General features: G+C 62.6%; 12 protein-coding genes. 10 read left to right on the top strand and 2 right to left on the bottom strand.

The genetic code is table 11. The annotated features are described in order from the left end of the window. Nucleotides 1–92: 92 nt before the first annotated feature. Nucleotides 93–2,975: a sensor domain-containing phosphodiesterase gene (locus J2X19_RS18415; protein WP_310375316.1), complete on the top strand. Its 2,883-nt coding sequence runs from the start codon at nt 93–95 to the stop codon at nt 2,973–2,975. Nucleotides 2,976–2,997: 22 nt separating this feature from the next. Here the strand turns inward: J2X19_RS18415 and J2X19_RS18420 are convergent, their stop codons facing one another. Both J2X19_RS18420 and hemB read right to left on the bottom strand, forming a co-directional pair. Next, nucleotides 2,998–4,107, bottom strand: coding sequence for a magnesium transporter CorA family protein (locus tag J2X19_RS18420; RefSeq protein WP_310375318.1), 1,110 nt, complete (start codon nt 4,105–4,107; stop codon nt 2,998–3,000). Between the two features lie 79 nt (nt 4,108–4,186). Continuing rightward, nucleotides 4,187–5,200, bottom strand: a complete 1,014-nt coding sequence (gene hemB, locus J2X19_RS18425) for a porphobilinogen synthase (protein ID WP_310375320.1) — start codon at nt 5,198–5,200, stop codon at nt 4,187–4,189. Nucleotides 5,201–5,425: 225 nt separating this feature from the next. Here hemB and J2X19_RS18430 point away from each other — a divergent pair, with 225 nt between their 5' ends. The 9 genes from J2X19_RS18430 to J2X19_RS18470 all read left to right on the top strand — a co-directional run. Next, a complete protein-coding gene (locus J2X19_RS18430) occupies nt 5,426–5,854 on the top strand; it encodes a CopD family protein (RefSeq protein WP_310375322.1) in 429 nt (142 codons plus the stop codon). 21 nt (nt 5,855–5,875) lie between these two features. Beyond that, nucleotides 5,876–6,970, top strand: a complete 1,095-nt coding sequence (locus tag J2X19_RS18435) for a VanZ family protein (protein WP_310375324.1) — start codon at nt 5,876–5,878, stop codon at nt 6,968–6,970. Between the two features lie 9 nt (nt 6,971–6,979). Then, nucleotides 6,980–7,339 carry a (2Fe-2S) ferredoxin domain-containing protein gene (locus tag J2X19_RS18440; RefSeq protein WP_310375326.1) on the top strand — a complete coding sequence of 120 codons (360 nt, stop codon included), beginning with the start codon at nt 6,980–6,982 and terminating at the stop codon, nt 7,337–7,339. A 70-nt stretch (nt 7,340–7,409) separates the two neighbouring features. Continuing rightward, the gene (locus J2X19_RS18445) at nt 7,410–8,036 is read left to right on the top strand and encodes an alpha/beta hydrolase (protein WP_310375328.1); all 627 of its coding nucleotides are present in this window, start codon (nt 7,410–7,412) and stop codon (nt 8,034–8,036) included. Nucleotides 8,037–8,139: 103 nt separating this feature from the next. Then, nucleotides 8,140–9,297 carry a D-alanyl-D-alanine carboxypeptidase family protein gene (locus J2X19_RS18450; RefSeq protein ID WP_310375330.1) on the top strand — a complete coding sequence of 386 codons (1,158 nt, stop codon included), beginning with the start codon at nt 8,140–8,142 and terminating at the stop codon, nt 9,295–9,297. Between the two features lie 162 nt (nt 9,298–9,459). Continuing rightward, nucleotides 9,460–9,837, top strand: a complete 378-nt coding sequence (gene rpsL / locus J2X19_RS18455; RefSeq protein WP_011466063.1) for a 30S ribosomal protein S12 — start codon at nt 9,460–9,462, stop codon at nt 9,835–9,837. Between the two features lie 148 nt (nt 9,838–9,985). Beyond that, nucleotides 9,986–10,459: a 30S ribosomal protein S7 gene (gene rpsG / locus J2X19_RS18460; RefSeq protein WP_092761972.1), complete on the top strand. Its 474-nt coding sequence runs from the start codon at nt 9,986–9,988 to the stop codon at nt 10,457–10,459. An 80-nt stretch (nt 10,460–10,539) separates the two neighbouring features. Further along, nucleotides 10,540–12,642: an elongation factor G gene (gene fusA / locus J2X19_RS18465; RefSeq protein WP_116607475.1), complete on the top strand. Its 2,103-nt coding sequence runs from the start codon at nt 10,540–10,542 to the stop codon at nt 12,640–12,642. A gap of 161 nt (nt 12,643–12,803) precedes the next feature. Next, the coding region (locus tag J2X19_RS18470) for a GTP-binding protein (RefSeq protein WP_310375333.1) at nt 12,804–13,078 on the top strand (275 nt) is incomplete at its 3' end.

Consider the following 13,078-nt stretch of genomic DNA (forward strand, 5'->3'; position numbering starts at 1 on the left):
CCAATGTTTCGGGCGCGAAAACACCGGGCATACTTGCAATGCGCAGTTGCAAGCACCGAAGATAGCGGGTTGCTAGCTGCCATGGAGCACCGATGCCTTCCCGTTTCCCGATCCCAGACCCAGCGCCAGCGCATGCAGCTAGCCCCGCTGTGGATGTGGGCGCGCCCGCGCATGCCCCTCTGGAGGAAACCGCCTTCCCCCAAGACAGCTTGCAAACCTTGCTGGGCGCGGTCGCGCACAATGCGCCGAGCCTGCTATGGGCGGCTTACCGGGCCGGAGAAAGACTGCATCTGATCGGCCACGGCGGCGAGGCTGGCGACGCTGTCCATTGGCCTCTGTCGATTGCCAAAGATGCATTTGCGGCGTTTTGCCGCGCCCAGGGCCTGCACCGGTGGGCCTCCGGCCAGGGCGAAAGCGCGCTGGGTTGGGTGCTGGCGCCGCAGAGTGAGGCCGGCAACCTGGTGGTAGCGGATCTGGCGCGCAAGCTGGGCTTGCGCTTGCAGATCGACGCCCTGGCCCGGGCCCAGGCCAGCCAGCGCGTGCTGTTTGAGATCACCTACCTGGCCAGTTCCACCCGTGAGCGGCGGGCTTTCCTGCAAGGCGTGCACCGCGAGCTGTCGACCCTGATCGATGCCGAGAACTTCTATCTGGCGCTGTACGACAGCCAAACCGACAAGGTCACCTACCCGTATTACATCGACAACGCCGATGCCTTTGAAACCGAGGAATACGAGTCGATTGACCGCCAGCGGCTGTCCATGACCCACTATGTGCTGACCACCGGCCAGGCCTTGTTCATCGACGCCATGGACATTGCCGCAGCGCAGGTGCAAGGGCGCTTTTACTGCGTGGGCCACCGCCCGGAATTCTGGATGGGGGTGCCGCTGAAGAACGCCTCGGACGAAGTGTTCGGCATGCTGGCGATGCAGGTGTACGACGTGTCGCGCATCTACAGCGTCGAGGACCGCGAGCTGTTTCTGGTGGTGGCGCGCCACGTGGGCATGGCGCTGGACCGGATTCTGCACCGCGCTCACCTCGAAGAAACCGTGGCCCGGCGCACCCTGGAGCTGTCCACCCTCAACGACGCACTGCGGCACGAGGTGGCCGACCGCGAGCGTGCCGAGCACCTGCAGCGCGCCTTGTTCCAGATCACCGAACTCGCCAGCCAGCCGGGCGATATGGCCGAATTGTTCCGCGGCCTGCATGGCATCGTCGGTGAACTGCTGTTTGCCCGCAACTTCTACATCGCGCTGTTCGACGATGCGACCACCGAGGTGACCTTTCCCTACTACGTAGACGAATTTCTGGACAACCCGCCCAAGTCCCGGCGCGGCGAGCGGGGCGTGACCGAATACGTCATCCGCCAGCGCCGGCCTTGCCTGATCAGCCGCGAAGAAGCCTTGCGACTGGAGGGCCTTGGCGAGATTTCCGTGCACCGGGTCGGCAACCCCTCGTATTCCTGGCTGGGCATTCCGCTGTTCGACGGCGACGTGGTGCGCGGCGTGCTGGCGGTACAAAGCTATTCGGCCGACATCCACTATTCGCTGCGCGACCAGGAACTGCTGACCTTTGTGTCCCGGCATATCGACACCGCCCTGTCCCGGCGCAGCGCTGCCGAAGCCATCCACGCCGCCAATATGCAGCTGGAGGCCAGGGTGCAGGACCGCACCCGCGCGCTGGATTACGCCAACGCCCAGCTGCAGCACGAGAACGCCCATGACTCGCTGACCGGCCTGCCCAACCGTGCGCACCTGCAGCAACGCCTGCACAGCGCCTGGCAGGCTTTCTGCACCCATGGCCAGGAGCTGGTGGTGATGTTCATCGACCTCGACCGCTTCAAGATGGTCAACGACAGCCTGGGCCACCACTTCGGCGATCTGCTGCTGGTCCAGGTCGCGGAGCGCCTGCGCAGCTGCATGCGCGACAGCGATCTGCTGGCCCGTCTGGGCGGTGACGAGTTCGCGGTGCTGGCCTTTGGTGCGCAGCCGGACGTGACCGCGGCCATCGCCGAGCGGATTCTGGAGGCCTTCGACCTGCCGTTCCATATCGATGGGCATACCGTGTTTTCATCCTGCAGCGTGGGTGTGGTTGGTGCCGACAGCCAGTTCCACCAGGAACCGGCCGACCTGCTGCGCGATGCCGATACCGCCATGTACCGGGTGAAGAACGCCGGGCGCGACAGCTATGCGCTGTTCAGCCAGGAAGTGCGGCGTGAAGTGTCCGACCAGATGGAGCAGGAAAACGCCCTGCGCAATGCGCTCAAACGCAGCGATGAATTGCTGCCGTACTTCCAGCCCATCATCGATGTGCAGAGCGGCGCCATCCTGGCGCTGGAGGCCTTGATCCGTTGGCACCAGCCCGACGGCAATATCGTGGCGCCGGGCCAGTTCCTGCCCGCGCTGGAAGGTTTTCGGCTGATCGGCCGGCTGGATTTCTACATGCTGCAAAGCGTGGTGGCGATCCTGGCCCAGCCCGAACACGCGCACTGGCCGCCGGTGCATGTGAACTGCTCGAGCTACAGCATCACCCGCACCGAGTTCTCCAGCGAAGTGCTCAGCCTGTTGGACGAATATGGCGTGGCGCCCTCGCGCATTTGCCTGGAGCTCACCGAAGGCGCGCTGGTGGCCGAACCCGAGCTGGCGCGCCAGGCCATGAAGCACCTGGCGGACAACGGCGTGTCGGTGGTGCTGGACGATTTTGGTGCCGGCTTCTCGTCGCTGAGCTATGTGCACCAATACCACTTCAGCGGCTTGAAGATCGACAAGTCCTTCATCCTGGAGCTGACCCGCAGCCCGCGCAGCCGCGCCATCGTGCGGGCCATCGTGCGCATGGCCGAGTCGCTGGACCTGAGCGTCGTCGCCGAAGGGGTGGAAGACGCCGAAACTTTGGCCTTGCTGCGTGACATGGGCGCCGGCCAGGCGCAGGGCTACTACTTCTCCCGGCCGGTGCCGAAGGAAGCCCTGAAGCTGCGTTAGCCGGCCGCCGTGGGGATGGCGTTCAACGGCCGGTGCGGGCCAGATACCGGTTGCGCCAGAACAGCAGCACCATGCCCAGCGCGATGACCACCATCGCGCCCAGCGCCCACCAGAAACCGCCTTGCCGGTGCAGCAGCGGGATCACCTCGAAATTCATGCCGAAGATGCCGGCAATCAGGTTCAGCGGCAGGAAGATGGCGGTCAGCACGGTCAGCGTCAGCATGATGTTGTTGGCCTGGTTGCCCTGCACGCTGAAGTGCATCTGCACCGCAGTCTCTACGCTTTGCTCCAGCCGCCGCACATGGTGTACCACCCGTTCAATATGTTCCAGCACGTCGCGGCTGCGCACCTGCAGCAGTTCGCGTTCGCGCAGCTCGGCCATGCCTTGGGCATCCGGCCAGGTCTTGACCGCCTCGATCCAGTCCTGGATGGCGGAGCGCTGTTCTTCGCACACATCGTCCAGTTGGTGCAAGGTCAGCCTTGCGTCCAGCAGCGCGCTCCAGTTGCTGAAACGGGCTCCCGGCTTGAGCAGTTCGCCTTGCCAGTGGTCGAGCTGGCGGGTCAGTTCGCGGCGCAGGTCCAGGTAGCCATCGACCATGGTGTTGACGATGCGCAGCATCAGGTCGGCCGGGCTGGCGGGCACCCGGGCGCCCGTGGCCCGCAGCTCGGTGGAGGTGGCGGCCAGCAGCTTCTCGGCATAGCTGTCGCGCACCGCGCAATCGGCGGGGTGTACCGTCAGCAGCACCTGGTCGAACACCGCAAAACCCACCGGGTTGGTGTTGATGCGGCGCAGGATGGGCGGGCCGCCGCGCTTCATGGGCTGGCCTGGCGCCACGGCGGGTGCGTCCGGTCCGGCTTCTGTTTGGCCCGCCGCCAGCCGGCGGAACACCAGCAGGTCGTACTGCGAGGTGTAGTCGTAGTGCGATGGCAACTGCTTGTTCAGCAGGTCCGATATGTGCAGGTCGACCAGCTGGTGGCCGCAGAGCTGTTGCAGCGTGGACTGCAGCTGCGCCTGCTGGATTTCAAATTCGTGCCGCGCGCAGGCGATCCAGACGTAGCCGCCGGGCACTGGCCTGGTGGGCAAAGCCGTGGTTTCCACCACGCTGCTGCCGACGATGGTGAAGATGCGCATGGGTGTGGGTTTTTATGAAAAATAGGCCGCTAGCGCAGGTAGATATTGCGCAAGCAGCTATTACTTTTGTAGTGAATGGTTAATGTGCTTGCAATAGCCGGGCCGCGTCGATGGCGAAATAGGTCAGCACCCCATCGGCCCCGGCGCGCTTGAAGGCCATCAGGCTTTCCAGCACCACGCGGTCGTGGTCCAGCCAGCCATTCTGCGCCGCGGCTTTCAGCATCGCGTATTCGCCCGACACCTGGTAGGCAAAGGTCGGCACGCGGAACTCGTCCTTGACCCGGCGCACCACGTCCAGGTAGGGCATGCCGGGCTTGACCATCACCATGTCCGCGCCTTCGGCGATGTCCATGGCCACTTCGCGCAGCGCCTCGTCGCTGTTCGCCGGGTCCATCTGGTAGGTCTTCTTGTCGCTTTTGCCCAGGTTGGCGGCCGAGCCCACGGCGTCGCGGAACGGGCCGTAGAAGGCGCTGGCGTACTTGGCGCTGTAGGCCATGATGCGGGTGTGGATGTGGCCCTTGTCTTCCAACGCCGATCGAATCGCTCCAATCCTGCCGTCCATCATGTCGCTGGGTGCCACGATGTCCACGCCGGCATCGGCCTGGGCCAGCACCTGCTGGACCAAGGCTTTGATCGTCAGCTCGTTGACGATGTAGCCGTTCTCATCCGGCAGGCCGTCCTGGCCGTGGCTGGTGTAGGGGTCGAGCGCTACATCGGTCATCACGCCGAGTTCGGGGAAACGCTTCTTCAGTTCGCGCACCACCCGTGGCACCAGGCCGTCGGGGTTGAAGGCCTCTTCGCCGCCATAGGTTTTCAGCGACTGGTCCACCACCGGGAACAGCGCCATCACCGGGATCTGCAGCTTCACGCATTCCTCGGCCACCGGCAGCAGCAGGTCCAGGCTCAGGCGTTCCACGCCGGGCATGGAGGCCACGGCTTCGCGGCGGTCCGTACCCTCGTGCACAAACACCGGGTAGATCAGGTCGTGCGCGGTCAAGGTGTTTTCCCGCACCAGGTTGCGGGTGAAGGCGTCGCGGCGCAGACGGCGGGGCCGGCCGGCGGGGTAGGGGGCGTAGGGTGTGGAAGAGGTCATGGGCAAAATTGTGCCCCATCCCCAGATAAGCCCTCTTGAATCCCCTCTACAGCTTTGTTAGATTGGCCTTGGGGCGGCTTGCCGCTCTCCCGCTTTACCTCCCTGAGCGGGGCCTTACGGTGGCAACATCGACAGGCTTAACGCCCCGGCCCGATGGTCGGGGCATTTTTTTGGTGTTCTCCGCGGGTCGGTGCGGGTCGCGGGAGCGGGCCTTAAACTCCCTCCATGCTCTGGATCAAATCCCTCCACATCGTTTTCGTCGCCAGCTGGTTCGCCGGGCTGTTTTATCTGCCGCGCATCTTCGTCAATCTGGCGATGGTGTCGCCGGGCTCGCTGGCCGAACGCGAGCGCCTGCTGCTGATGGCGGGCAAGCTGCTGCGCTTCACCACCCTCCTGGCGGTGCCGGCCATCGCCTTCGGCGCCTGGCTGTGGCTGGGCTACGGCATAGGCCGCGGCCCGGGCAATGGCTGGATGCATGCCAAGCTGGGTGTGGTGCTGCTGGTGATTGGCTACCACCACGGCTGCGGTGTGCTGCTGCGCAAGATGCGCGCCGGCGCGCCCATGCGCAGCCATACCTGGTACCGCTGGTTCAACGAGGTGCCGGTGCTGCTGCTGCTGGCGGCCGTGGTGCTGGTGGTGGTCAAGCCGTTTTAAGTCCGGCCGTAGGTCTGACGGATGCATAAAACCTCGGCCTGGCCTTTGGCGCTGCTGTATGCGGGGCTGGTGGTGTATGCCAGCCTGTACCCGTTCGACGGCTGGCGCGACCAGGGCATCGAGCCCTGGTTCTTCATTACCGCGCCCTGGCCCAAGTACTGGACCGGCTTTGACGTGGCCACCAACCTGGCCGGCTATGCGCCGTTGGGTTTTTTGCTAGCGCTGAGCGGCCTGCGCTCGGGGCGCACCCGGGTGCCGGTCCTGGCGGCCACGCTGGCGGCCGGTCTGTTGTCCCTGTGCATGGAGACCCTGCAAAGCTATCTGCCGGTGCGGGTGCCGTCGAACGTCGACTGGGCCTTGAACACCGCGGGCGGCTTGCTGGGCGCGGTGATCGCCGCCTTGCTGGAGCGGCTCGGGGCCATCGACCGCTGGAGCCAGTTCCGCGCGCGCTGGTTTGTGGCCGATGCGCGGGGTGTGCTGGTGCTGCTGGCGCTGTGGCCGGTGGCCTTGCTGTTCCCGGCCGCCGTGCCGCTGGGCCTGGGCCAGGTGATGGAGCGCGTCGAAGCGGGGCTGGCCGAGGCCTTGGCCGATACCCCGTTTCTCGACTGGCTGCCGGTGCGCGATGTGGAGCTGCAGCCGCTGGTGCCCGGCACCGAAATGCTGTGCGTGCTGCTGGGTGCGCTGATCCCCTGTCTGCTGGGCTACTGTGTGGTGCGCCGCAAGTACCAGCGGGTGCTGCTGGCCGGGGTGATGCTGGCCGCCGGCCTGGGCGCTGCCGCTTTGTCGGCCGGCCTGAGCTACGGGCCCCAGCATGCGCTGGACTGGCTGAGCCTGCCGGTGCGCGTAGGCCTGTGGGCCGCCCTACCGTTGGTGCTGCTGCTGGTCTGGGTGCCGCGCCGAGTCTGCGCAGCGCTGCTGCTGGTGGCACTGGCGCTGCATCTGGGCCTGCTGAACCAGGCGCCGGCCAGCGCCTACTTTGCGCAAACTTTGCAAACCTGGGAGCAGGGCCGCTTCATCCGCTTCCACGGCCTGGTGCAGTGGCTGGGCTGGCTCTGGCCCTATGCGGCGCTGGCTGTGGTGGTGGGGCGCACCGCCCGGCCGACGCCAGAAAACTAAAATACCGGCATGACCGACACCACCCTAACCGCTGCGCCTACCGGTTCTTACTACGGGCGCCACATCTTCTTCTGCCTGAACGACCGTACCAACGGCGAAGACAGCTGCGCCCACCACAACGCCCAGGCCGGTTTCGACCGCTGCAAGGCGCTGGTCAAGCAGGCCGGCCTGTCCGGCCCCGGCCAGGTGCGTGTCAACAAGGCCGGTTGCCTGGACCGCTGCGCTGCCGGACCGGTGGCCGTGGTGTACCCGGAGGCCGTCTGGTACAGCTTTGTCGACGAGAGCGATATCGACGAAATCGTCGAGTCGCATTTGAAGAACGGCCAGGTGGTCGAGCGCCTGGTGACGCCGGCCCATCTGGGCCGTTGATTTTTAAGCTTTTTAGGCTGCTAGCGCTTATTTCATCAGTGCAGGTAGCTATCAATTTGGTAGTAATTCCGTGAACGCATCGACCCAGAAACTGAGCCTGACCGGCGCGGCGGGCCCTATCGAAGCCGCACTCGACCAGCCTAGCGGCACGCCGCGCGGCGTGGCCGTGATCGCCCATCCGCATCCGCTGTTTGCCGGCACCATGGACAACAAGGTGGTGCAGACCCTGGCGCGGGCCTTTGTGCAGTCGGGCTGGACCGCGGTGCGCTTCAACTTTCGCGGTGTCGGCGCCAGCGCTGGCGTGCACGACGAAGGCCGGGGCGAGTGCGAGGACCTGCTGGCCGTGGTGGCGCAGACGGCGGCCGCGGGCCAGCCGCTGGCGCTGGCCGGTTTTTCGTTTGGCGCCTTCGTCACCACCCATGCGGTGCAAGCCCTGTGGGCCACCCGGCCGATGGAGCAGCTGGTGCTGGTCGGCACTTCGACCGCCCGCGCGCCGGCTGCCGCCCTGCCACCCGAGGCGCACGGGCGCACCCTGGTGGTCCACGGCGAGCTGGACGACACCGTGCCGCTGGCCTCGGTGATGGACTGGGCGCGGCCCCAGGTACTTCCTGTTACCGTCGTACCGGCGGGCGGGCACTTCTTTCACGGACAATTGCCCCTCTTGAAGAATCTGGTGCTGCGCCACCTGCGGGCATGAAACTTTGCGGCCTCGCCAGGGGTCGCATAGCGCTCTCCCTGCTGTCCTGTACGGCGGCCGCACCCTCTGCCCTGTTTTCTCCCTTTACCTCGTTATCCCATCCATGAAATACTTTTTGCAGGCTGTTGCCGCACCTTTGCTGGCTTCCGTCTCCCTGATCGCCGCTGCCCAGCCCGTTGCCGGCCCTGAAATCGCCGCCAAGGCCTATATGGTGGTGGACGTGACGGCCAACCAGGTCTTGCTGGAAAAAGACATCGACATGGTCGTCGAACCTGCCTCGCTGACCAAGCTGATGACCGCCTACCTGGTGTTCGACGCGCTGCGCAGCAAGAAGATCACCCTGACGCAAACCCTGCCGGTGAGCCTCAAAGCCTGGAAGATGCCGGGCTCGCGCATGTTTATCGACCCCAAGATGCAGGTGCCGGTGGAAGACCTGATCAAGGGCATGATCGTCCAGTCGGGCAACGACGCCACCATGGCGCTGGCCGAAGGCGTGGGCGGCACCTCTGAGCGTTTCGTCGAAATGATGAATGCCCAGGCCAAGGCCTTGGGCATGAAGTCCACCGGCTACCGCAACCCCGAAGGCCTGACCGAAGCCGGCCACACCACCACGGCGCGCGACCTGAGCATCCTGGCCACCCGTTTGATGCGCGACTTCCCCGAGTACGCGCACTACGACGGCATGAAGAAGTACCACTACCCCGGTACCCCGGTCAGCAATGAAAACAACCGCAACGGCCTGCTGTTCCGCGACCCCACAGTCGACGGCCTGAAGACTGGCCATACCGATGCCGCCGGCTACTGCCTGATTGCCACCGCCAAGCGTGACTTTCCGAATGTCGGCAGCCGCCGCATCCTGACCATCCTGCTTGGCGCGGCCAGCGAGAACGCCCGTCTGAATGAATCGCAAAAGCTGCTGAACTGGGGCTACACCGCCTATGAAGGCGTGAAGCTGTTCGATGCCAACCAGGCGGTGGTCACACCGAATGTCTGGAAGGGCACGACCCCCACCATGAAGCTCGGTCGCCCCGATGCCATCGTGGTGGCGGTGCCGGCCGGCAATGCGGCCAAGGTGAAGACCGAAATCCAGCGCCCCGATCCGCTGGTCGCGCCCTTCACCAAGGGCCAGGCCGTGGGGGCTTTGAAGGTCACTTTGGGCGAACAAACCCTGCTGACCGTGCCCCTGCTGGCGTTGGACGGGGTCGAGCAAGCTGGCATTCTGGGCCGGGCCTGGGATTCCATCCGTTTGTGGATCAAGTAATTTCAGGAAGTGAGCGCCTGCAAACATTAGCGCATCGTTTAATGTTTGCAAGCGCATAAGCAAAAAGCTATACTTGAAGGCTTTTCGGAAATTTCCGAAGGGATTCACGTTTTCTGTTAGTTTTAAACGTTTAGGGACGTTTTCTTTGTCAAGGAGGCTTTAGTGCCAACCATTAACCAGCTAGTACGTCAGGGACGCGAGGTCGAAACGATCAAGTCCAAGAGCCCTGCGATGCAAAATTCTCCGCAACGCCGTGGCGTTTGCACCCGCGTCTACACCACGACGCCTAAAAAGCCTAACTCCGCTTTGCGTAAGGTTGCCAAAGTGCGCCTGACCAACGGTTTTGAGGTCATTTCCTACATCGGCGGCGAAGGCCACAACCTGCAAGAACACAGTGTTGTGCTGGTGCGCGGCGGCCGGGTCAAGGATTTGCCCGGTGTGCGTTACCACATCGTGCGCGGTTCGCTCGATTTGCAAGGCGTGAAAGACCGCAAGCAATCGCGTTCCAAGTATGGTGCGAAGAAGCCAAAGGCTAAGTAAGCCCTCGGTTTTTAGGATATATCGGTGCTGTTTCCCGCGTGGCGCGGTGATGCAGCGTAGTGACCCGCTGTGGGTCGAGTAAGTGAAAACCAAAATGGTTTTTGCGGTGTCTGCCAAGACACCAACTGAAGCAATTAAGAGGTGAAAAATGCCACGTCGTCGCGAAGTCCCTAAACGTGAAATTCTGCCGGATCCCAAGTACGGCAATGTTGAGCTGTCCAAATTCATGAACGTGATCATGGAAGGCGGCAAGAAAGCGATCGCTGAGCGCATCATTTATGGCGCTCTCGATTTCATCGAAAAGAAGAACCCAGGCAAAGACCCGCTGGAAGCCTTCACCCTGGCGATCAACAACGTCAAACCCATGGTCGAAGTGAAGTCCCGCCGCGTTGGTGGTGCTAACTACCAAGTGCCCGTCGAAGTGCGCCCTGTGCGTCGCCTGGCTCTGTCCATGCGCTGGTTGAAGGAAGCCGCCCGCAAGCGTGGCGAGAAGTCCATGTCCCTGCGCTTGGCCAATGAACTGATGGAAGCCACCGAAGGCCGTGGCGGTGCCATGAAGAAGCGTGACGAAGTCCACCGTATGGCTGAAGCCAACAAGGCCTTCTCGCACTTCCGTTTCTAAGCAACCCTCCCATCTCAAGCTTACAAGCCCGCACCACCCTTCGGCGGATGGCGGGCTTGTGGCTTTAACGAAAGAGAACTATGGCTCGCCATACCCCCATTGAGCGCTATCGCAATATTGGTATCTCCGCGCACATCGATGCCGGCAAGACCACTACCACCGAGCGCATTCTGTTTTACACCGGCGTGAACCACAAGATTGGTGAAGTGCACGACGGTGCTGCCACCATGGACTGGATGGAGCAAGAGCAAGAGCGTGGCATCACGATCACCTCGGCCGCTACCACCTGCTTCTGGAAGGGTATGGACACGTCCTTGCCTGAACACCGCATTAACATCATTGACACCCCCGGCCACGTGGACTTCACGATTGAAGTCGAGCGCTCGATGCGCGTACTGGACGGTGCTTGCATGGTGTACTGCGCTGTGGGTGGCGTGCAGCCCCAGTCTGAAACCGTGTGGCGTCAGGCCAACAAGTACAAAGTGCCACGTCTGGCCTTTGTGAACAAGATGGACCGTACCGGTGCCAACTTCTTCAAGGTCGTGGACCAGATGAAGCTGCGCTTGAAGGCCAGCCCCGTGCCTATGGTTATCCCCATCGGTGCCGAAGAAAACTTCACCGGCGTGGTCGATTTGCTCAAGATGAAAGCCATCATCTGGGACGAAGCTTCGCAAGGCATGAAGTTCGACTACCGTGAAATCCCCGCTGAATTGGTCGAATTGGCCAAGGAATGGCGCGAGAAGATGGTCGAAGCGGCTGCTGAAGCATCCGAAGAGTTCATGAACAAGTACCTCGAAGAAGGCGACTTGTCCGAAGAAGAAATCAAGCTGGGCATCCGCACGCGTACCATCGCCAGCGAAATCCAGCCCATGTACTGCGGTTCCGCCTTCAAGAACAAGGGTGTGCAGCGTATGTTGGACGCCGTGATCGAATTCATGCCATCGCCAGTGGACATTCCACCGGTGGGCGGCATGGACGAAGACGACGCTCCCGTTGTGCGTAAAGCCGACGACAGCGAGAAGTTCTCGGCTCTGGCATTCAAGCTGATGACCGACCCGTTTGTGGGCCAGCTGACCTTTGTGCGCGTCTATTCCGGCGTGCTGCAAAAGGGCGACAGCGTGTTCAACCCGATCCGCGGCAAGAAAGAGCGTATCGGCCGTATCGTGCAAATGCACGCCAACAACCGCGAAGAAGTCAGCGAAATCCGCGCCGGCGACATTGCAGCTTGCGTGGGCTTGAAAGACGTGACCACCGGCGAAACCCTGTGCGATCCTTCCGCCGTGGTGACGCTGGAGCGCATGGTGTTCCCTGAGCCTGTGATTACCCAGGCCGTGGAACCCAAGACCAAGGCCGACCAGGAAAAAATGGGTATCGCTTTGCAGCGTCTGGCCCAGGAAGATCCTTCGTTCCGCGTCAAGACCGACGAAGAATCAGGCCAGACCCTGATCGCTGGTATGGGCGAGTTGCATCTGGAAATTATTGTCGACCGCATGAAGCGCGAGTTCGGCGTGGAAGCCAACGTGGGCAAGCCCCAGGTGGCTTACCGCGAAACCATCCGCAAGACCATCGAAGATGCCGAAGGCAAGTTCGTGCGCCAGTCCGGTGGTAAGGGCCAGTACGGCCACGTGGTGCTGAAGATTGAACCCAATGAAATGGGCAAGGGCATCGAATTCGTCGACGCCATCAAGGGTGGTGTGGTTCCTCGCGAATACATCCCTGCGGTGGAAAAGGGCATCCACGAAGCCGTTACGCAAGGCGTGCTGGCCGGCTACCCCGTGGTCGACGTCAAGGTGACCCTGCACTTCGGTTCTTACCACGATGTGGACTCGAACGAATTGGCGTTCAAGATGGCTGCGATCTTCGGTTTCAAGGAAGGCTGCCGCAAGGCCGGCCCCGTGATTCTGGAGCCCATGATGGCCGTGGAAGTCGAAACCCCTGAAGACTACGCTGGTAGCGTGATGGGCGACTTGTCCAGCCGCCGCGGCATGGTCCAAGGTATGGAAGACATGGTTGGTGGCGGCAAGGCCATTAAGGCTGAAGTGCCGTTGTCGGAAATGTTTGGCTACTCCACCACGCTGCGTTCCATGTCCCAAGGACGTGCTACGTACACGATGGAGTTCAAGCACTACTCGGAAGCGCCACGTAACGTGTCCGAAGCCATCATGGCTTCCCGCGCCAAGTAAAAAGTTTGCAGAGCGCGCCTGGTTGTGCAAGCAGCCGGGTTTGCTCTCATGGTCCCCCTGTCTGCGATGGTGTGCCACCTTGTGCCCGTGCGAGGTGATCCAGCAACACTGTGCAGACATTAAACCTGACACGGGAAATAGCTCTTTTGGAGAATTGAAAAATGGGAAAAGAAAAGTTCACACGTACCAAGCCCCACGTCAATGTGGGCACGATCGGCCACGTTGACCATGGCAAGACCACGCTGACCGCCGCCATCACCACCGTGCTGGCAGCCAAGTTCGGCGGCTCGGCCAAGGCCTACGACCAAATCGACGCAGCACCTGAAGAAAAAGCGCGCGGCATTACCATCAATACCGCCCACGTCGAATACGAAACCGCCAACCGCCACTATGCCCACGTGGACTGCCCAGGCCACGCCGACTATGTGAAGAACAT

Origin of the sequence: Rhodoferax ferrireducens (assembly GCF_031458075.1) — a bacterium.
In the GTDB taxonomy this organism is placed as follows: Bacteria; Pseudomonadota; Gammaproteobacteria; order Burkholderiales; family Burkholderiaceae_C; genus Rhodoferax_B; species Rhodoferax_B ferrireducens_A.